The organism is Deltaproteobacteria bacterium, assembly GCA_016874735.1.
Taxonomy (GTDB): domain Bacteria; phylum Bdellovibrionota_B; class Oligoflexia; order Oligoflexales; family CAIYRB01; genus CAIYRB01.
In genome coordinates this window covers 1-21,376 of record VGTI01000054.1, presented here as the reverse complement: position 1 = coordinate 21,376, position 21,376 = coordinate 1, and the positions used below count along the sequence as shown (strand labels likewise).

Here is a 21,376-nt window from a genome sequence, read left to right as displayed (position 1 = left end):
CGCTGGTTTCTCGATCTGCGACCTAAGGCGCTAGCGGACCCACGCTTTAGCTACCGCCTGAGTGACGTCCCGGCAGCATCACACCCATCCATTGCTGCCGCTTTGGCACGCCTCGCGGCGGTCGGACCGGCCGATGTCGTCTGGGATCCATTCGTTGGCTCCGGATCTGAGCTTATCGAGAGCTGGAAGTTTGGCTTGCCGCGGCGTCTTTGTGGCACCGATATCGACGCCAAGGCCATAGCTGCGAGTACACTCAATGCTGAGACGGCGGGATGTCGTGACATCATGCAGTTGTCGCAGGTAGATTCTCTAGAATTCCTGGCTCCCAATCCCTCTGTGATCATTTCAAATCCACCGATGGGACGCCGCGTCCATCGGGGTACGCTACAATTGCTTTTTCAACAACTGCTACCAAAATTGGCCCGCGATCTCAGTCCTGGCGGACGGCTGGTATGGTTGACGCCGCTGCCAGCGCTCACGCGGCAGGTGCTCAGTGAGCACGGGCTTAAGCTTACTTACGCAAGTGCTGTCGATCTCGGCGGATTTGATGCAGAAATGCAGCGCTGGGAAAAGCAGGATGCTCCTACGGCGTGTCGCAGCTGAGTGTCATATCCGCTTTGCCACCAAGGACATCTCGGTAAATGAATCGGGCTGCTGGACTAGCGAGAGCAGCGAGGGCGAAATCCTCGCTGGCTGACACTGACGGCGGCGATGTTTTGGTGTCGATTGCTTTAAACTCACCGTAGTTTAGTAAGTAGCGCACTCGGTCGCGGCGCATCATGGGGTGAGCTTCAGGTTTACCAAGATCAATTACCTCAATAGCAGCGCTAAATGACTTGTCTCTGATGCCGCTAAACAATTTGGCCTTACATGGTAGAATCCGTCCGATATGTGTGGATGCTAATAGCACGTGGTCCCGCAGCAGCCCCGCGTCCTCAAGCGCTTGCGCCACAACGTCTAAGCTACCGCCCAAAAAAGAATTAAAGCGGTCATACGTGGGCTTGAATGCCTGGAGCCAAGATCTGCGCGCCGTGAGTGCTGGCTCTACGGGTCCGCGCACATGATGGGTTGCAGGATCTGGGAAGTGATCCCAAAATGCGTCGTTGAAGGCTACTGCCGATAAAGACCAAGCAATGTGGGAACTGAGGTAGACCGCAGTGTTGGCCATGGCTACGGATAGCGAATCATAGTTATCTTTGAGTGCGCGCTGATAGACGCCGCAGAAGCCATTAGCACTCTTAACTTTGCCATCAAGGCAAAGCTTGGTCTCCGTGATATACCAACGTGTCATGATGTCGGCGAGTTCGTGGGTCAATAGATTCATGGCCTCCGTCTTATCAACTAAGGGACCAGTGCCGCAGCGAGCTCGGTCTCTAGCTGCGGTCATACGTCGGTAGCTGACCGCATAGGCTGATGTGGCCGAGCCCTTTAGCCGTGGATCTAGGGTCAGAAACTCTAGAGCGCTCTGCACAGTTGCGGCGCTCCACACGTGGCGATCGTGATCGTTGGGGTGGCTGCCAGACTGGGTGCAAAAATCAAAGGGCTGCTCTTCGCTAGTGAGTTTTGTGCGCACCGACTGGCAACCAATCGCTAGCCCACAGAGCAGTCCTAGCATACTTAGTCTCACGCCGACTTCTCCACTGCGCCCGTTTTTGTTTTTTTGCGGTAGACGATAGCTCCATCCAGAGTCTTGTGTTCAAACTCGTCCGAGAGACCAATAAGACTCTCGCCCGATCCAAGGACTAAATAACCACCTGGACAGAGAGCGGCGGTGATGCGAGCCAGTATCTCGCGCTTACCTGCGACACTTTGATAAATTAATACGTTACGGCAGAGCACCAAGTGAAAGAGGCCGGCAAAGCCAAATTTGTCGCGCAGATTAACTTTGCTATATTCAATGTGGCGACGCAGATCGAGGCTGGCTATCCAGCGATCTTGTTCGTCCTTAGAGAAATACTTAAGCATCATTGCCGTTGGCAGGCCGCGTTGTACTTCGAGTTGGGTGTAGATGCCACTTTGGGCCTTGGTCAGTACGCGCTCGGAAATATCGGTGGCCAGTATGTTAAAGGAGCTCGGTGAACCACTCTTGAGGCGGCGCTCGGTGAGCATCATAGCCAGTGATAAAGGCTCCTGACCTGTGGAACACGCTGCCGACCAAATACGTAGCGTTTCATCTGATTGCACAGGAGTTGATTCGGGCGTGAATAACAGGTTTTCTATAGCCTTGAAAATCTTCGGGTCACGGAAGAACGATGTTTCATTATTGGTAGCAACATCAAGAAGCAGTTGTTTTAGGGGGCCACTCAGGCTATTTTTGGCTTGCTCGTAAAGCGCATTGATATCGCCTACACCTACTTGTCTAGCGATTTCTTGGAGCCTATTTTCGAGCTGAAAATAATTGCTTTCCTCGTACACGATGCCGAGCTCGGCTTCGATGACTTTGGCGAAAAATTGGAGTATGCGTTCAAGAAGCAAGTTGAATCACCTTTCCCGTGGCAAACTCGATTTTCTCCAGGATGATATCGAGAGTGAAAGGTTTCATCATGTACTCATTGACTCCAGCTCTGAGCATCCTTGCGATATCGTCAGGCTCGTTTTTCGTAGTCATCATGATGACTGGCGTGTGGCAACCATTGGCTCTCAGCGAGGCAAAAGTGGTCGGTCCATCCATGACGGGCATTTCCCAATCAAGGAGAATCAGGTCGAAGGATTTCCCGCCTTGCAAGGTCACGAGGCCCTCAGAGCCATTTGCCACACTGGTTAGCCTTAGATCGGTAAAGGGCGCCAGTACGGATTTTAAAAAGGCATGAACAGCACGTGTATCGTCAATAATCAAAATCTCAAACATGCCTACCTCCGTGGCTAGCAATATGTGGACTCTGCAGGCTGGTCTTCTCATTCAGCCACCTTGCAATCTGCTCGGGATCACCAACTAGGTCGTAGTTGCCAGCCGCAAATACTGCGCCCGGCATGCCAAAGACGACGCAGGACTGTTCATCCTGCAGCACCACTGCACCGCGCCGATCTTTGATAGCTGCGGCTCCAGCTTTACCATCAGAACCCATACCCGTTAGGACTATGGCGAGACACCGTTCGCCGTAAACCGCTGCCGCCGATTCAAATAGCGGATCAACCGCTGGACGCACGGAATTTATTTTTGGCCCCTGATCGAGAGTCAATAGCGGATCTTCCGTGGTTCCAGTGATACGCACATGATAATCGCCAGGGGCAACGTAGATCTTTCCAGATTCCAAAGGCATTTGGTCCTCGGCCTCAAGAGCTGGTATGCCAGAAATATTACTTAGGCGTTCAGCGAAAGTAGCGGTGAAGACTGGCGGCATATGCTGGGCGATCACGATGGGGACCACCAGTGGTGGTCTTAGTAGGGCGACAATTTTTTCGAGCACGGTCGGTCCACCAGTCGATGAACCGATGACGACGATGCGCGGTTTAAAGATATCCCAAAGCACACCAGAGGCTCTGGTTACTGTCGTCGACCTGCGGCTATCAGCATGGATCACCTGGGTTGGTTTCAAGGCTTCTAGTTTAGGTAGGATGAGAGATCTGATGCGCTCAGAGGGTGAGTCACCATGTTCCTGTCCGGCCTGTCGGTCGGGTTTTGCGACAAAATCTGTAGCGCCCAGGGACAAGGCTTGGAGAGTGATCTCGCTGCCCTTTTTGGAGTGAGATGAAAATACGAGCGTCTTGCAACGCAGACGCCGCTGCTTCATCTCTTTTAACGTGGCGATGCCATCGAGCTCTGGCATTTCAAGGTCGAGAATGACGAAGTCTGGCTTAAGAGACTCAATTCTTTCTAAAGCTATGCGCCCGTTGGAAGCCGTGCCAACAAGCTCGATCCAGCTAATGCCCTCAAGTGCCGCCGTAATCTGCGTCCTATAGACTGCAGAATCGTCGACAATGAGAACTTTTAGACTTTGCATCGCTACCTCTAGAAAGGGGGCGGCGACTCATGGTCACCGCCCAGTGCTCGAATTAGCCGACTTTTTGCGTCTTTTTGACGAGTTGCGACAGTTTCTCGGAAAGTTGTGCCAGTCCTCGCGACGCCGTGAGCGTTTGATTCGAGCTTGAAGTGCTTTCATTAGCCGCTGACGAAACGGTTTTCAAGGTACGGGCTATACTTTCGACGCCCTTTTTCGATTCGACGACGACGCGCGAGATCTCATTCGTCGTCGCTGTTTGCTCCTCAATAGCTGTTGCCACGACGCCAGATAGGCCGTTTAGTTTCTCGACTGCTTGAGAGATGCCGGAGATAGCCTCCACGGCAGACTTGGTGTCGGTTTGGATGGCGCCAATCTTATTCGTGATGTCGTCGGTGGCCTTGGCCGTCTGCTTGGCGAGCTCTTTAACCTCGTTAGCGACTACGGCAAAACCCTTGCCAGCCTCACCGGCTCGAGCTGCTTCGATCGTTGCATTGAGGGCCAGCAGATTTGTCTGCTGCGCAATCGAACTGATCACTTTGATCACGGCGCCGATCTCTTGGCTGCTGGTGCCGAGCTTAGTGATAATGGTATTCGATTCCTGCACTTTGGCCGTCGTCTGTTTAGCCATCTGCGCCGATTCGTGCGTGGAGCGTCCGATTTCCTTGATCGATGCCACCATCTCCTCGACGTTCGTGGCTACGGTTTGCACGCCAGCAGAGACTTGCTCCGAGGCTGCGGCCGCAGATTCAGATTCTTGACTCGTGCGGCCAGCAATCTTAGCCATCTCCGTCGCAGTAGCGGTGAGCTCAGCGGCGGCACTAGCCAGGGTTGAGGACGTTTCCTGAATGGAGGCGATCATGTTTTGCTGCTCGGTGACATCGGTGGCTATTTTAATGACCTTGACGACACGCCCTACCTCATCGGTAACGGGAGCGTAGACGGCTTGGAGCCAGACTTCTTTACCCATCTTGGTGACGCGTTTAAAGATGCCACTTTTGGTGCGTCCCGCTTTGAGATCTGGCCAGAATTGGCTGTAGTCTAAACTGTTGGCATAGGTTGAATCGCAAAAGAGGCGGTGATGCTTGCCGGCGGCTTCATCTTGACTGTATCCCATCGTTTCCGTGAAGTTTTTGTTGCAGCTGAGGACGTTACCAGAGGTGTCGAATTCAACGTAGGCATAGGAGGCATCAATCGCTCTAATGACGCCGCGCATATTTTGGCGCTCAGTTTCCATTTCGGTAATGTCGTAGCGTACGCCTAGATATTTTTTTGGCCGGCCGCGTTCGCTGAGGATCGGCGCGATCACAGCATCGACGTAGTAGGGTGTGCCGTCTTTGGCGCGGTTTTTGATGACCCCACGGAATATTTTGCCACGCGCGATCGTTGCCCACATTTCCTTGAACACTTCCTTTGGCATGTCGGGGTGACGTGTGGTGTTGTGGGGCTTACCAATTAACTCCTCGCGGCTATATTTTGAGACATCAATGAACTTTTCATTGATGCTCATAATGTCACCTTTGAGATTAGCCTCGGAGACAATACTTGTGACATTCATGATGGCGGTCCGTACCTGAAGCTCCTGCCGTGTCTCTGTAATATTGGTAGCGAAAGTGATAACTTTGCATGGCTTGCCGCTAGCATCGACGACGGGGCAGTAGGACTCGGATACCCAGATCTCGCGTCCGCCCTTGCCGACGCGCTTATATTCGCCAGAGTCAAATTCGCCGTGGCGTAGACGCTCCCAGAAGACTTTGTACTTGTCACTCTGAGTATAATTGGCATCGCAGAACATGCTGTGCGTCCGACCTTTGACCTCACTGAGCTCATAACCGGTCAGTTTGAGAAAGTTATCGTTAGCATTAAGTAGCAGACCGTCCATACTGTATTCGGCAACCGCCTGAGAACGGTTCATAGCGGTGAGCATACCAGCGGGATCGTCCGTATCGGGGCGACCCATGACTTTGTTCATTCCGTAAACTAGTTGTTCGGCATTCTTGAGTGCGCTCATGATTGACTCCTTGGCTATAAATTAGTTGATTCTCGTCGTTGCGGGATCGGTGTTGGGGGAAAACTCCTTCTCTATCGCAGCAAGGTCAATCACACTCATGAGTTGACCGTTCATCTTGTAAATCCCCTTGATAAAACGTCTCACCTCGGCGGGGATTGTGTCCGGAGGTGACTCGAATAGGGAACGCTCAATCTCGACGACGTCGCCTATGGAATCAACGACGAGTGCTACGAGATTGCCATCAAGTTTGCATACGACGGACATTTGATCCTCGCGCCGACTCGAGTCTTTTTGGAATAGTTCTCTTAGTCCTAGCGCTGTCACGATTTGACCGCGTAGATTGACCAGGCCACGGATGAAACTTGGTGACCGTGGTACCTCGTAGACTTTTTGCTTGCCAGTGACTTCTTCAATCTTAAGGACATCGATACCAAAAAGATGGCCGTCTATAAGAAACGTGGTCAATTGTTCGACTGGTCGACGGCGGACATAATCGATGGCGGTGGCGCTCATGCTGCTTTCCTCGCTTTAGTAATGAGTTCCGAGACGGCGCTCAGCAGTATGGTGGGCTTGAGCTTTTCCAAGTAGCGGTCGTAGCCGGCCTTGAGTCCTGCCTCCATGGAATGGATATCCGCCCTAGAGCTTACGGCGAGCATCGGCAGCTTGCCGTGTGTATGATGCTTGCGGATAGCCTCAGCTAATTGAAAGCCGTTTAGGCGAGGCATTTCAATGTCAGAGACAATAAGATCAAAGGTATTTCTCGGATCGGCCAGCAAATCCATAGCCTCCTGACCGTCGTTAGCGCAGACGACTTTGTATCCTGTTTTCTCAAGCACCGCTTTGATAGCCTTGCGGAAGAACGCCGTGTCCTCAGCTAGGAGTATGGTAGCTGGTATTTTAGGGAACTGACCGTCGACTGGTTGCGCCTCTGGTCCTGACGCAAGCGACGGAGCTGGATACAACTCCTGCTGTTTCGAGTTTGGATATTGTCGTTCAATGACGTCAAATGGATCGATGACGACGATGAGCTCTTGCGGCGTGTTAAGGCAACCAAAGATACCGCTATGCGCGTTTATCTTAGAATCTAGATCAGCGGCCGTTGAAAGTGTGTCCATAATCTCGTCAACCATCAAGCCGTAGAGGGCATCTTTTTTCTTGATGACCACGACCGATACGAAAGTAGAGGATGAGTCGCCCGGGGGATAGCCTAGATGTTCGTTGGCCGATATGAGTGGGAGTATGACGTCGCGATAGCGGACCACCGGTAGACGTCCCGAGTATTCAATCTCACTGCGGCGGAATTCCTCAAGCCGATGGACAAATCCTAGCACAATGCCATGTTTGGTCGGCGAATTGAGGCGTACGATCAGATAATCCTGTACCTCGGACGAGGCCTTGGCTTTTTCCGCTAGGTCCTCCGAAGTCTCGATGGCGCGAGCGGCCGCTGTCTCGAGGCGCGCCACCTTGGCGATGCCAGGGATGTCGAGAATCAGAGCGACGGCACCATCGCCAAGCACGGTAGCACCGGAGTAAATCTGTAGCGACTTGATCAGGCGATTGAGTGGCTTGACGACGATATCAGCTGTGTCCTGAATGCGGTCTATGATGAGTCCGAACGAGAATTGGTCGGCATTGAGAACGGCTATGTTGAGCGTGCCGTCACGGTAGTCCGTTCTATTTTCGCGCGTCAGCACTGCATTTAAGTCGACGAGCGGCAGGATGTTCCCGCGGAGGCGGAATACAGGGACTCCGTGGACGATCTCAACGCGGTGCGTCGCGGAGGATTGCTCGACACGCACAAGTTCTTCAAGTCGTACCTGCGGAATGGCATAGGTACCGTTACCACTATTGACTATCAGCGCTGGAATGATGGCTAGCGTGAGCGGGATTTTAATTTTTGTCTTGGTGCCAGAGCCAGCGGCGCTCGCAAGCTCGACGGTGCCACCTATACGCTCGATATTGGTCCGCACCACATCCATACCGACACCGCGGCCAGACACGTTGGTGATTTTCGCAGCGGTCGAGAATCCGGCCTCGAAGATCAGGTTGAATACTTGCTTTTCAGTAAGTGTAGGGACCTCAGCTTGGGTGATGAGACCTTTTTCCAACGCTTTCTGTAAAATGGCATCGCGATGCAGCCCTTTGCCGTCATCCTGAATTTCGATAATCACTTGGCCGCCTTCATGATAGGCCCTGATGGTGATGTTGCCGACCTCGGTTTTTCCCGACTTGCGCCTGGCCTCGGGAGTCTCAATGCCGTGATCGCAGGAGTTACGGACGATGTGGGTCAGTGGGTCCTTTATGGCCTCTAGCAGCGATTTGTCGAGTTCCGTTTCCGTTCCATGTAAGTGGAGATTGATCTGCTTGCCTAAATCTTGCGATAGGTCTCTCACGACGCGATTGAACTTGGTCAGGACGTTGCCGATGGGCTGCATCCTGGTTTTCATCATCTCTTCGTGGATTTCGCTGGTCACGACGTTGAGCCTTTTGCTCATGCTGCTAAATTCCAGGTCATCCGATTTGTTGGCAAACTGGATTACCTGATTGCGCACAAGTACCATCTCACCCATCAATGTCATCAGGTTGTCTAGAAGCGATATCGGCACGCGCACTGAGGTGGCGCCCTCGCTCTCTTTGTTTACGATGGGCTGGTGAATGTCTTTAGTTGAGGGGAGACTGAAGTTTTCATCACTCATTTTCGTTGTCTCGTAGAGTTCGGCATCTCGCATGGATGAAGTTGTCGCCAATTGTGGCGTCATAGGAGCTTGTAGCGCGATCGGCGCTGACACGGGCGGTTTCGCAATGCTGCCGGTGCCGCTGAAGTTGAGAGGGAGATTTACGGCGCAGATGTTCAGGACGTTTTCCATATTAGGGATCAGGAGGTCGAGAGTGCTTCGGTCAGTCTTGGAGCGCACTAGTTGTATATACTGATCGATGATCTCAAGACTGCGAAAGAGAGCGTTTAGAAGCTCTTTCGATGGCAGATGCGTTTCGTGGCGAATTTTCTCTAGACTAGACTCCATGGCGTGCGTTAGGTCGCCAAGTTTTTTGTAAGCATAAAGGAAGGCCGAACCTTTCATCGAATGTATGTCGCGGTAGATGTCGTCGGTTCGCGACTTGACGGCTAGGCCTGTCTCCCCCCCAGCTTCCATGGCCTGCAAGTTTGCCGACACGCGTTCCACGATCTCTTCACATTCGGACAAAAACTCGTCGATAGCTTCTGCCGATAGTTCTGGCGTCCTGATCGCAGGGGCCTTTGGTACTTGAGTGTCACGTGTAGCTGGGGGCTTAGTTGATGCGGCACCGTCGCCCTCAACGTCGTAACTGAAGTCGACCACGCCTCCATCAATCAGGATGCGCGAGGCGTCGATGCCCCGGAGGAACAAGGTCACGTAGGGCTTGGGCATGCTGGTAGCTTCTTTAAAGCTCATCAGTAGCTCTTCAAGCTTATGGGTATGGACCTGGAGATTTTCCAGATCCATCATGCCTGCGGCCCCCTTGAGGTTGTGGAAGCAGCGGAAGGTCGCGTCGAATGCAGCGCGGAAGTCGCCACCGCTATCGATGGATAGCAGCTGTTTTTCGGCATTTTCGAGAAGCTCAAGCGATTCCGCTTTGAACTCGTCTAGTTCTTCGCCTGAAAATGACATGAGCCGATCCTCCTCAGGACCTAGGATCGGCGCGGCGGCGACGGTTCTTTAGTTTTGCCCTCGAGGGAAACGCCAGTTTACTGCGTCTTAACATTTGCTAACGTGGCAAGTCCTGGCAAATCCCCTAGGGTCCTCGCTGGGTCAGCAGTGAGGTGCGTTGCGAGACCGTGGCATGCGCAGAGGGCGGCAATCTCTCGCTCATCCAGCGTTTCTCTTTCAAGCAGCTTCGCTACGCCAGCCTCTACCAAAGGACGATTGGCTGTGATCAAAGATGTCGCTCTTAAGTAAGCATCTTGCAAGAGTTGGCGGATTTCTTGGGTAACTAAATCAGCAGTTGTTGAGCCGATGCCAGCTACTGCAGGGCTAGCCGTGGTTGGCGTCAGATACAGTGCTTGCTGGTCCTCGAGAACAGCCAGGCCGAGTTTGTCGCTCATGCCTAGCGTGCTCACTAAGGATCTGGCTAGGCTTGTCGCCTTGGCAAGATCGTCCGCGGCACCGGTCGATGGTTCGCCGAGGATCTCACATTCCGCGGCCCGACCAGCGAGAAGCACGGACAGTTTGCTCAGGAGTTCCGATCGCACTTGGACGTAGCGATCCTCAGTGGGGCGGCGCAGGGTATAACCTAGAGCCCCCATGCCGCGGGGAATAATACTGATTTTATGAACTTTATCAGTGGTGCCAAGGGCCAGAGCCACGGTTGCGTGACCCATCTCGTGTACAGCGATGCGACGGCGTTCGTCGGGGTGCATGAGTCGCGAACGCTGCTCGAGCCCAGCGACGATTCGTTCAATCGCTATGGTGAAGTCACTTTCCGTGACGGCATCGGCACCCCGCCGTGTGGCAACTAGTGCTGCCTCGTTTACAAGATTAGCCAGGTCAGCTCCCGAGAATCCTGGAGTCAGTGCTGCGATATGATCTGCCGGTAATGTGGAGGCCGCTTTAATGTGTTTCAAGTGGACTGCTAGTATCTGCCGTCGTCCTGCCTGATCTGGCAGGGCTACCAAGATTTGTCGATCAAAACGCCCAGCCCTCAGTAGGGCGGCATCGAGTATTTCAGGTCGATTAGTGGCGGCAAGCAGCACCACTCCCTCGCGTGGATCGAAGCCGTCCATTTCGGCGAGTAGCTGATTGAGTGTTTGTTCCTTTTCATCGTTGGCCGATAAGTGACCCAGACCTAGAGCGCGTGATTTGCCGAGGGCGTCGATTTCATCGATAAAGAGGATGCAAGGAGCATGTTTTTTTGTGTCCTTAAAGAGATCGCGCACTCTTGCTGCGCCAAGTCCCACATACATTTCGACGAATTCAGATCCGTTGATTGAGAAAAAGGGAACCCCTGCTTCGCCGGCGATAGCTCTGGCTAGCAGGGTTTTGCCAGTACCGGGCGGGCCGACTAGGAGGACACCCTTTGGCATACGTCCACCCAGTCGGGCAAATCGTACCGGTTCGCGGAGAAAGTTCACAATCTCTTCGAGTTCCCCCTTGGCCTCATCGATGCCAGCAACATCGGCAAACGTGGTGGTGATTTCGGTTTCCATGTACATCCGGGCCTTCGACTTCGTCATAGCCAGGATACCTGGTTGCGCACCTGCAGCGCGGCGCAAAATAAAGCTCCAAAATGCGTAAAATATGAGGAGTGGTAGCAGCCAAGAGAAAAGACCGCTGTACCATGAGTGCGGTAGCTCGCGCCGGAACTTGACTCCTTGCGCCTCCAGGCGACTTACCAGGCCTGGATCCTCCATGGATACCGTGCGGTACCGGTTGGGTCTCGGGAGGTTAGCCTCGTTGGGGCCGGTGGCAACAATCTCGTCGCCCACGATCGTCACCTCGTTGATGGCACCGCTGGCAACCTTAGTGAGGAATTCGCTGTAAGCGATGGTCGTCGTCGCGTCTACGGTCTGCCGACTTAGGTAGACCAGAGTGCCGCCTAGGACCACGGCCAAGATTACCGCCGTAATCCACCAAGACTCATGGCCCGATGGCTGCTCGGGATGCAGCGAAGGGGTCTTATTTAATTCGGTTTTTGACATCTATGCACCTCATCTTGCCAACACTTGGCGGTGCAATTTCCCTGCCATCACCAGGACTGACGGCGACGCGAATCAGTGACACGGGAGGGATGCTGCGCTACACTGAGGCGCAAATCGCTCCTCTAGGGGCTAGCGAGACCCACAAAGTCCAGTAAAAGCCAATTATTAAAGGTGAATACATGACGGCGCAGGCAAATGCAGAACTACGAGGCCGAGGGGCCTGGCAGGATGCGGTGCTGAATAGGCCAGTGCTAGCCTCGGCCCTGGGCAACTTTGTTGTGACTTACGATTTGGTGCTCTTTAGTATCGTGCGGATTCCGAGTCTGAGCAATATGGGTGTTAGTGGCCACGCTCTGCTGGAGACGGGATTTGATCTGCTCGATATCCAGATGATTGGCATGCTTTTAGGTGGCATTTTCTGGGGCGTGCTTGCTGATAAGTTGGGGAGGCTTCCCGTACTTTTCGCTGCACCGGCACTCTACTCTATCGTCAACATCTACAATGCCTATGTCACCACGGTCGATACTTACACTGTGCTTCGATTCCTCGCCGGATTTGGCATGGCTGGCGAGCTTGGCGCGGTCATGACTATCGTGAGCGAAATGTTGCCGCGAGAGACTCGTGGCTACAGCACAAGTTTTGTCGCTGGCGTCGGGGTGATGGGCGCTATTTTAGCTGCTATTGTGACTGAGCATACCGATTGGGAGACGACTTACTTGGTAGGCGGAGTCCTGGGCCTATTTAGTTTAGCTGCCCGGTTGCCTCTCGGGGAATCGACGATGTACGAGCGCTTGCGTCTAAGTCGCGACGTACAGTGGGGGCGTCTCGTTTGGCTGGTGAATAGCAAAGAGAGGCTACGCCGGCTAGTTCACTGCGTACTGCTTGGTATGCCCAGTTGGTTTCTAATTGGGATTCTCGTTACATTTTCACCCGAAATTTGCGCTGCACTCGGAGCCGAGTCGCCTGTCTCGGCAGCCGATGGCGTCATTTACTACTATATAGGCCTGACGCTCGGTTGCTTCGTAGCTGGCTGGCTGAGCCAAACCTGGCGCAGCCGACGCCGTGCCCTTGGGGTGCTAGTTGGATTGACGAGCTGGATTTTCATAGCCTTTGTCCTAGTCGAGAGGGCGTCGCCAGGCGTGTACTACGGTATGTTTACCGCGCTCGGTCTGTTTTCCGGATACTGGGCTCTTTTCGTGTCGATTCCGGCGGAACAATTTGGCACGAATCTGCGTGGCACTGCTACCGTCCTGATTCCAAACATCATCAGGGGCTCGGTTGTGGTGCTTACTGCAGCGGTGCACTTCCTCAGCAAGTCTATGGGTTTGGTGAATGGCGTCGCCGCAGTCGGTGCAGCCTGCTTTGCGCTGTCCCTCATTGGTATCTGGCGGCTCCCCGAGTCCTTTGGTCGCGATCTGGATTTTATAGAAAGGTGAATGTTTGATGCACGAGAGCGTTAGTTTGCCGGAGCATATCAAGGGTCGGACGCTGTTTGGGCATCCCATCGGTCTCTTTGTGCTCTTCCTGACCGAGATGTGGGAGCGCTTTTCTTACTACGGAATGCGCGGACTCCTGAAGCTCTACATGGTCAACTACCTCTTTATTGGCAGCAGACAGTTACTACAGGGCGGCAGCGAGCGCATTGCTGGCGATCCCGGCACCGTCCTGGGATGGTCCTGGATTCAGTCGCTCTTACCGCTTGATGTCCAGGGGCAGGCTTCGGTCATCTATGGTTGGTACACCGGCTTGGTGTATCTTACCCCACTTGTTGGTGGGCTGATCGCAGACCGCTACTGGGGACAACGAAAGACGGTGGTGTTTGGCGGACTTTTGATGGCCCTCGGTCACTTTGTCATGGCCTTTGAAAATTGGTTCTTCCTCGCTCTGCTACTACTGATTCTCGGCAACGGCGCCTTTAAACCTAACATCTCGACGCAGGTCGGTAACCTCTACGACCAGGACGATCCGCGCCGCGACGGTGCGTTCACGATTTTTTACATGGGGATCAACCTCGGGGCGTTTATCTGCAATCTGGTCTGCGGGACTTTGGCTGCAATTTATGGTTGGCACTACGGCTTTGCCGCAGCTGGTATCGGCATGGTGATCGGTCTCGGCGTCTATCTTTGGGGGCAGCGCTACTTGGCTCCGGATCTCAAGATGGCAACCGCTACGCAAGGTAAAGAGGCCGCTAAGAGCCGCACCGCGGTAAGCAAACTATCGTCTGAGGAATGGCGGCGGATTGGGGCGCTTTTGGTGTTATGCGTCCTCAATATCGTCTTCTGGGCTGTCTATGAGCAGCAAGGCAACACCATGCAAACATGGGCCGATGAAAATACGATTTGGCCTACGGTGTTTAGTTTCGCCATCCCGTCGACGTGGTTTCAGTCGTTCAATCCACTATTTATTTTCATGTTTGCGCCTCTCCTCGACATGTTCTGGATGGCTCAGGCGCGCCGCGGCAAGGAACCCTCGAGCGTAGCCAAGATGGCGATCGGCTGCGCCATCCTCGGTTTATCTTTCATAGTCATGATTGTTGCAGCACGCGTAGTTGGTGATGGTAAGGGCAGCCTCATGTGGCCAGTTGTTTGCACGCTCCTCATGACGGTAGGCGAGCTTTACTTGTCGCCGGTTGGGCTGTCTTTGGTCACTAAAGTAGCACCCGCACGCATGGTATCCATGATGATGGGGATGTGGTTTCTCTCCAGCTTTTTTGGCAATATTCTCTCGGGATATATCGGTGCGCTCTACAGTTCAATGCAGAAGGATAGCTTCTTTATCCTGCTCACCGTGTTAGGTTTAGCCGCTGGTGGGGCGATCATGCTGATGGCGCGTCCCATTGCGCGCGCTACGGGTCATGCTCGCTAACAGACGTAAACAGGGTGTCTTCTAGGCGTTTTTTGATCTCGCTGCGATGGCGATCTTGTTCCGCGATAAAGTCGCTGACGAGGGTGGCAAATTGCACGTCGATTGCTGCTTCAATGGCATCCATGTTTAAGTTGATGAGAAATCTAGAGTTGTAGGCAACCAACTGATTGAGCGTCTTCATGATGCGACGACCAATCCGTGTAGAAAAACGTGTGGGTCCCTCGAGCAGGAAGCTCTCAAGCTCGGCGTAAGCGCCAAAGTCGCGGTAGCAGCTATGTTTTTGCTGTACGCCTGTGGGCGTGCAGGTGAAACTCACTCGTGTCAGGTTGCGGGCCTCGACGTTGCTGTCGGCCTCTTGATGGAGGCGAAACGATAAATCGGAGTCACGCAGCGAAAAATGCGGATGCAGCAAGATAGCGTCAACGCCGTCACGGCTGGGATCTTTGCCGCTGTCACGTTGCAGTTTGAGCGTGAGCTGGTGAATGCGGGCATCGATGCGAAACTGATTGGCGACGTTATTGATTTGCGTCTTGAGAAATCGGCGTATTGCTCCATCGTCACTGTTGAGTGCGATATTCGGATAAAACGAAACGAGAAATGCACTGCGGTAATTATTGATGCGCAGAGGCAATCGTCCTTGATCATCACCGCTCGGATCCAGCATGCCAAACACCACCCGCATACTTAGTTCGTTGGGATGCTTAAAATCCTTGAATACTTGAACTTTAATGAGCGGGTCCTTGGGCGGCTCAGCAGGATCCAGATAACCGATGTGGGTGATGCGGGCGACGTTGACATCCACCTCCCGCGGCAACGGAGTCATGGCAATGCCTTGGTTCAATTGCCATGACCCAACCTCGTTGATTTGGTCAGCTTTGAATGTACTGAACGGCGGCATATACATTTCGGCGTATAGCTTAGCGTCGGCCCCCCCGGGTGGCGGAAAAGTCCCACTCGCCGCGACAGCGATGGGTGTTAGCGTGGTAAGCATGGCCCGTAGTTTTTCTTTGATATCGTCACTCTGTGCGGCAATCTCGCGGGCATACCTTAATTTGGCCTGCGTGCCCTCGATTTGCGCTTGGCGCATTGCCGCGCTAATCGTCGAGGGTGAGGGCCAGGCGCGCGGATCTTCCTGGTCTTCAGTCTTGATCATAGTTGGGAGACGCACGGCGAGGGGGATCAAGGATTCAAGCTTGCGGAGGGCCTTGGCCTCGTCGGCAAATACCTCCGGTTTAGTTTTGGCATACGCCTCGCTAAATGTGCCAATGCCGACGCTGACTGATTCCGGTAAACACCAATCTTTTTGTGCCTTCTTGATCGCCTCTGGTAGTTCCCAGTCCACGATAGAGAGTATGCGCAACAGCTGGAAATAGGCGCTATCGGTCACAAGTTTTTTACCAGTCGGGTAATCGGTGCCTAGTCCCGTTAAGGCGCCGTTGGCGAGCAGCCCGTCACTGACGGCATTAGTCCATAGGTTGATCATGGCATTGCGGCAATCTGCGGCGGCATCTGCCGTCGTGGTGTTGACGCTGATCAGATCAGCGGTTCCATCAAGCAGCGAGCTCGTGCGCGAGCTTTTGTTGCTGCGTTTACAGGCGACCATGGGGACCAGTAGTGATGCTGCGACGATAACTATGAGCTTTGGCGGTGACCGAAGCAAATCGCTCTCCCTTCTCTTCAAGACTGCTGGACTAAATTGTAAAGGGCGAATGTCTGTAGAAGCGCTCGCATCATGGCTTTGCGCGGGAATTGCCAGATGGCGAATTCCGACGACATCTCGCGTGGTGGCCGGAACGCTTGGAGAAACAGGCTCCAATGGTGGCCCTTAAACTCGCCTAAGTCGAAGGCACCAATCTGGTTGGCGCCTTCTGCATCCATCAGACGACTACGTGGCCACGTGCGGAAATCCTCTAGACTACGCACGCCAAGTCCCGTGACGCGCTCGCGGATCGCTGGATTGTCCCAGAGTATTTGCATTTCCTCGTCAGTGAGCGAGGCGGTCAGGGGGCTCGTGTCAAGCCACGGCGATTTCGTATGTTGCATGTCGACCTGGGTGTCGTAGAGTCCACCCGGTGCCATTTTGAATCCGGGCTGCGATGCTAGGTAGAGAAACCAAGCGTCTAGGCTCAAATTGGGCCAGTCAATCTGACGATCGCTACGTAACTGTGGGGCTATGATAGACGTATCAGGGCCGAGTGGGTCACCGCTCACCCTGCGGCTAGCGAAGGTCGCGATATCCGTGACGGCAGTGAGATTAAAGAGAAATGACCCAGGCGCGAGAATATTGCGGTCAAAATAGCTGAGGTTCCAGCGTGCCCTAGTTAATGGTTCAAGATCAACGAGGCCATCGACCACCTCGCGCAGCTCGCGGCCTTCGAGAATGCGATCGGAATTTGAGTCAAAAGCCGTGGTGTCGATACCGTAGGAATTGAGTACCTCTTTGACCTCTGGCATGCGTACCACCGAAAGATCGAAAGCAGTCAAAAATGGTGCGATCGCCTCCAGGGTACCGGCAGCTGTTTTGGTGCGGATTTTGGTGATTAAGTCGGCGATGGAACGCGCACCGAGAACACCCGAGATCTGCTGGCGCCCGAAGCGCGCGACATGAGTGCCCTGCAACACTCCAGCATAGGTGATGACGCCAGCGGTCCGTGCCTTTAGTTCCGGATGACGCTGGAGCATCTCAAAGATGGTAGGGCCGCCCTTGCTGTAGCCGAGAAAGATAAATTTTGAGCGGGCGTAACGCGACGGCAGACCATGGATCCACTTGGCCAAAAGATCGGCGGTCTCGGCGTTGAAGCCGACGGTGTTGCCTAGTTCCCAGCCAGATGGCGTAAGGATATCAAAGGGGTGCGGGCGTTCCGCGCCACTGCCATAAAAGTTGAGGGGCGCCTCGTAAATGACGTCGAGTCCCCGGTCTGCCAGGATGGGGCGTCCTTCGGGTCGGCCCCAGTAGCGATTAGCATCGGACAGTATTTCAGGAAATATGGCGAACTTGATAACGTGGGCCGCATAACCGGGAACTAGCACCAGCGTCACCTCTTGGGAGCCTTGGTCGCCCTGTGCCTTGGTGACAGCTTGGATAAAGTTGATGCCCTCCGGTGACGTAAAAAAGTTCTCTTGAGGCGCGATGCTGCGGTCTCTGTTTTCTTGGATCCTTGCCAGATAGCTGGCCACGAGAGGGTGGGACCGCAGTGACGACGGAATCGCCGCGTCAAAGTTTGGCGTGGTCACTTTGGCGTACGACGCCTGGTCGAAGTAGATTTCGCGCCTTAAGCGGTAGGCCTCTGCCGAGGTGTTCGCACTAAGGACCTTGGTGATGACCTCGTTAAACTTCAGAGGGGTGTAGCCTAAGTGCTGTCTGATGGTCGCCTCGACGGTTCGATCGATGACGTCAGGGGCCTCGGAGGTGCCGCGACCCCGGAGTTCTTTGCGAATCTCTAGTGCAAACATCTGATTATAATAGAGTTTCCAGTCCACCTCGCGGACTCTCGATGCTGCCGCAGCGGTGCCGCATGTGATGCAGCCCCATGCCCATGTGGTCCCCCAGAGGAAGGCGAGGATCCGGAACCAAGGCCTGGCGATCCAGCGATCAGTGCACACCATGCGTACCCCGCTCATCTTGGTATAGCTATCCAGCTATCTCTAAGTTGCAAGAAATTTAGGAAATTTACCCTTTATTGTAATCCATAGCGGGGACTCAGGACACTGGTAAGGGGGAGGGTGGTAATTCTCACTGAGACTATCAAACTGTTTAACTATTTTGATGAATTTTTTCTAAAGCTCAGGTAAAACCCTGGTCACATTTTATGGCCCTGTCGGACCTTCGTGAGGATTTCTATGGCAAAGACTCTCGCTTGTGTGGTGTCGTCGGTACTTTGGTTAAGCACGGTCGTCTACGGTGCCGCATCGCAGGCCGAGAGAGCGCCGCAGGCGCAAGCGCACAACGCCGTGGCAAAGTGGCTGGATCACCAGGAGCCGACATCTGTCGCGCACATGACGGCCAACTTTCTAGCTAACGGTGCCGTATTGGCGTCGCCGTCCAAAACTGACCCCGACTACTACTATCACTGGACCCGTGATGCTGCATTAACCATGGCGACTGTGTCACGTATTTACGCGACAGCGTCAGATCCGGCCGAGCGGAGTCGCCTTGGCGACATGATGCGTAATTACGCGCTGTTTGTCCGCGGTATTAACGATCGTCCGACCCAAAGTGGTCCCGTGGATGCCTACTACACGAATATCGGGGAGCCTAAGTACAACGTCGATGGCACGCCGTACGATCGGCCTTGGGGTCGCCCGCAGACGGATGGACCTGCACTGGGCGCGATCACTTTGCTGAAGTTTCTCTCGATCTCAGCGGCCGAGGATCAGCAAAGTTTTGTCGGTCGTGACGACGTTCCTGTCATCAAAGAAGTCATTACGCAGTATCTCGACTACACAGCGCACCACTGGCAAACACCGTCGTTCGACCTGTGGGAGGAAGTGAGAGGTCATCACTTTTATAACGTCATGGCGCAGCGCCGCGCTTTACTGCTGGGCGCTCAATACATGCACAAGAATGGTGATAAGGCTCGTGCCGCGCACTATAAAGCCCAAGCACAGGTTCTCACTGCGAGAGCAGAAAAATACTGGGACGAAAAGCGCGGCTACATTGTGGCCACTCATGATCGCAGTGGTGGCATTGACTATAAGTATTCGAATCTTGACGTAGCGGCAGTCTTGGCGGTGCTCCACACGGACGATCACGGTGAGTTTTTCGGACCGACAGATGACCGCGTGCTGTTGACGGCTTTAAGGTTGGTGCAGAGCTTTCATCAACTGTTCCCCATTAATCAGCGCCACATCGATCACGATGGGCTTGCTATGGCTCCTGGTATCGGACGTTATCCTGAAGACCGTTATGACGGCGTGACCACGTCAACGCTGGGCCACGGCTGGTTCATTGCTACAGCTGCACTCGCTGAATTGCATTACCGTGCTGCGCTCGGATTTGCCACAGCGGGGCGGATTGAGATCAACAACCTTAATCGTGCTTTCTTTGCTAGTTTACCGGGCTCTGCGCTCAACAGCGTTTTGACTGAGCAAGCGCAGTCTGGCAAGACTGTCGTGCTGAAGAAATCGCAAGATACTTTTAAGGCCGTCATCACGGCCATGCTTGACGCCGGTGATCAGTACATCGCCAGAGTGCGCCATCATGCGGGATCCAGCGGTGCCCTTGATGAGCAGTTCGACCGCTTCACCGGCTTTATGCGCGGGGCGCGTCGTCTGACCTGGAGTTATGCGAGTGTGCTCAGTGCTACGGACCAGCGCCGCCAGTTGATCGAGTTGCTAAAGGACTAGACCCATGAACCCATGGCATGACGTCAGTATTGGTGACAGAGCACCCGAGGAATTCCCGGTGGTGATTGAAGTCCCCAAGGGATCTAAGGTCAAGTACGAGCTGCACAAAGAAAGCGGGTTGATCAAGGTCGACCGCATTCTATTTAGCAGTGTGCACTACCCGGCCAACTACGGGTTCATCCCGCAGACGTATTGTGACGATAAAGATCCATTGGACGTGCTGGTGCTCGGGCAGGAGACGATAGTCCCACTGGCTATCATGTACGCACGACCAATTGGTGTGATGAAGATGGTGGACCAGGGTGAGGCTGACGACAAGGTCATCGCCGTGCATGTTCACGATCCAGAATTTAGTCATTACCATTCGATCTCTGAACTACCGCCACACCGTATTGCCGAGATCAAAAGGTTCTTTGAGGACTATAAGATTCTCGAGCACAAAAAGGTCGTCGTGGAAGACTTCGCCGATGCCGCCGTGGCGCGCCAGGTCGTCATGGCTGCCGTGGCCATGTATCAGCGCGATTTTGGTGCTAAGTCTGTTTGAACTGAGCCAATGACGAAGGCTGCGGCGCAGGTAGCTGCGGTTCTGGTTCCGCGGTGGGAGGGGAGAGCTACTACGCGGGTGGCGGTGGTGGTGGCGCGGGCGGTGGCTCACAGCTATGCGGGCCTAAAAATTACATGACCTTCTGCCACCCAAGCCTCACACGCTCTGGCGAGCGTACTCCGGTATGGATTGAGTTTCCTGCTGTAGCGGGTAGGTAACCTGATCCTCCATACCTCTGAGGACGGTTCCACTTGCTCAAAGTCAGCAACAGGTCACAAATCAAGGAATTCGCGCAAGGCATCCTTGACTCTTGCACGTAGGTTTTGAGGAATAGGACCTAATTCGCGGCGAAACAGCGAATTGTCCCAGGCCAGGTCTTAGTTACCCAAGTTCGCCGAAGATACGCAAAACGGACGTGCCTCAATAGCGTCTCACCAAAAATCTTCCGGCGAAACGATTCTAACCCCCCGAAACTAAGACCATATTTGCCAGCTATTTTTTTGCCTCAAGATTTCCACGTCCCTGCCGATGGAAATTCTAAAGATGGCGGGGCTTTACGGCCCTGATCCCGGAGCACTGAGTGCCCCTCACGGCAGGGGGATGATTGCAGACCAAACTGAGACAGATCAAACGAATACTAAACACCGCGGCTTTATCGTGCTGCGTATTGTTAGCTGTTGCCTCGGCTCTGCCTACACTTGCCGAGACGCCTACCTTTCCCCTCAGCTACGCGGCAAGATTAACTCAAAGTAGCGGTGCCCCGGTCGAAGGACCGGTCTCAAGTGAGGCTAGGTTTTATCAGACTGACGTTGGGGGATCGCCGCTTGGTCGCGTCTTTAGCTTTAATGATATCTCTGCATCTCAGGGTGTACTCTCCCTAAACTTCGATCTCACGGCGTCTGAGATCGAGGCCATTTTTGGCGATGGATCTCAGCCCGTTTACATTGAGCTGACCGTAGGGGGTAAGACCTATCCGCGGCAGCAGTTTAGCTTCGTGC

The 21,376-nt window shown here is 53.9% G+C and carries 16 protein-coding genes; 6 read left to right on the top strand and 10 right to left on the bottom strand.

What is annotated here, in order from left to right; all coding sequences use genetic code 11:
• Positions 1 to 603, top strand: a 603-nt coding sequence (locus tag FJ146_16120; GenBank protein MBM4253495.1) for a methyltransferase, incomplete at its 5' end; no start/stop codon positions are given.
• Here FJ146_16120 and FJ146_16115 read toward each other — a convergent pair.
• The 8 genes from FJ146_16115 to hflB form a co-directional block, all read right to left on the bottom strand.
• A complete protein-coding gene (locus tag FJ146_16115; protein ID MBM4253494.1) occupies positions 584 to 1,627 on the bottom strand; it encodes a hypothetical protein in 1,044 nt (347 codons plus the stop codon). The two genes, FJ146_16120 and FJ146_16115, sit on opposite strands and share 20 nt — an antisense overlap.
• Positions 1,624 to 2,475: a protein-glutamate O-methyltransferase CheR gene (locus tag FJ146_16110; GenBank protein ID MBM4253493.1), complete on the bottom strand. Its 852-nt coding sequence runs from the start codon at positions 2,473 to 2,475 to the stop codon at positions 1,624 to 1,626. Before FJ146_16110 ends, FJ146_16115 begins: the two co-directional genes overlap by 4 nt.
• Positions 2,465 to 2,899, bottom strand: a complete 435-nt coding sequence (locus FJ146_16105; protein MBM4253492.1) for a response regulator — start codon at positions 2,897 to 2,899, stop codon at positions 2,465 to 2,467. The genes FJ146_16110 and FJ146_16105 overlap by 11 nt, the downstream gene beginning before the upstream one ends.
• Positions 2,841 to 3,941: a chemotaxis-specific protein-glutamate methyltransferase CheB gene (gene cheB, locus FJ146_16100; protein ID MBM4253491.1), complete on the bottom strand. Its 1,101-nt coding sequence runs from the start codon at positions 3,939 to 3,941 to the stop codon at positions 2,841 to 2,843. The genes FJ146_16105 and cheB overlap by 59 nt, the downstream gene beginning before the upstream one ends.
• Positions 3,942 to 3,993: 52 nt before the next feature.
• The gene (locus tag FJ146_16095; protein ID MBM4253490.1) at positions 3,994 to 5,949 is read right to left on the bottom strand and encodes a PAS domain S-box protein; all 1,956 of its coding nucleotides are present in this window, start codon (positions 5,947 to 5,949) and stop codon (positions 3,994 to 3,996) included.
• Between the two features lie 21 nt (positions 5,950 to 5,970).
• Positions 5,971 to 6,462, bottom strand: a complete 492-nt coding sequence (locus FJ146_16090; protein ID MBM4253489.1) for a chemotaxis protein CheW — start codon at positions 6,460 to 6,462, stop codon at positions 5,971 to 5,973.
• The gene (locus FJ146_16085) at positions 6,459 to 9,596 is read right to left on the bottom strand and encodes a hybrid sensor histidine kinase/response regulator (GenBank protein ID MBM4253488.1); all 3,138 of its coding nucleotides are present in this window, start codon (positions 9,594 to 9,596) and stop codon (positions 6,459 to 6,461) included. The genes FJ146_16090 and FJ146_16085 overlap by 4 nt, the downstream gene beginning before the upstream one ends.
• A 77-nt stretch (positions 9,597 to 9,673) precedes the next feature.
• A complete protein-coding gene (hflB, locus tag FJ146_16080; protein MBM4253487.1) occupies positions 9,674 to 11,623 on the bottom strand; it encodes an ATP-dependent zinc metalloprotease FtsH in 1,950 nt (649 codons plus the stop codon).
• Between the two features lie 179 nt (positions 11,624 to 11,802).
• Here hflB and FJ146_16075 point away from each other — a divergent pair, with 179 nt between their 5' ends.
• Positions 11,803 to 13,059 (top strand): MFS transporter, encoded by a 1,257-nt coding sequence (locus FJ146_16075; GenBank protein ID MBM4253486.1) that lies wholly within the window; start codon positions 11,803 to 11,805, stop codon positions 13,057 to 13,059.
• A 7-nt stretch (positions 13,060 to 13,066) separates the two neighbouring features.
• Positions 13,067 to 14,488, top strand: coding sequence for a peptide MFS transporter (locus tag FJ146_16070; GenBank protein MBM4253485.1), 1,422 nt, complete (start codon positions 13,067 to 13,069; stop codon positions 14,486 to 14,488).
• Here FJ146_16070 and FJ146_16065 read toward each other — a convergent pair.
• Entirely contained in the window at positions 14,469 to 16,148 is a 1,680-nt protein-coding gene (locus FJ146_16065; GenBank protein MBM4253484.1) for a hypothetical protein, read from the bottom strand. The genes FJ146_16070 and FJ146_16065 overlap by 20 nt on opposite strands.
• A 17-nt stretch (positions 16,149 to 16,165) precedes the next feature.
• Positions 16,166 to 18,094, bottom strand: coding sequence for a hypothetical protein (locus FJ146_16060; protein ID MBM4253483.1), 1,929 nt, complete (start codon positions 18,092 to 18,094; stop codon positions 16,166 to 16,168).
• A 234-nt stretch (positions 18,095 to 18,328) separates the two neighbouring features.
• Here FJ146_16060 and FJ146_16055 point away from each other — a divergent pair, with 234 nt between their 5' ends.
• From FJ146_16055 to FJ146_16045, 3 genes are all read left to right on the top strand, one after another.
• Positions 18,329 to 19,834 carry a hypothetical protein gene (locus FJ146_16055; GenBank protein ID MBM4253482.1) on the top strand — a complete coding sequence of 502 codons (1,506 nt, stop codon included), beginning with the start codon at positions 18,329 to 18,331 and terminating at the stop codon, positions 19,832 to 19,834.
• A gap of 4 nt (positions 19,835 to 19,838) precedes the next feature.
• Positions 19,839 to 20,378 (top strand): inorganic diphosphatase, encoded by a 540-nt coding sequence (locus tag FJ146_16050; GenBank protein MBM4253481.1) that lies wholly within the window; start codon positions 19,839 to 19,841, stop codon positions 20,376 to 20,378.
• Between the two features lie 604 nt (positions 20,379 to 20,982).
• On the top strand, positions 20,983 to 21,376 hold a 394-nt coding region (locus FJ146_16045), incomplete at its 3' end, for a hypothetical protein (protein ID MBM4253480.1).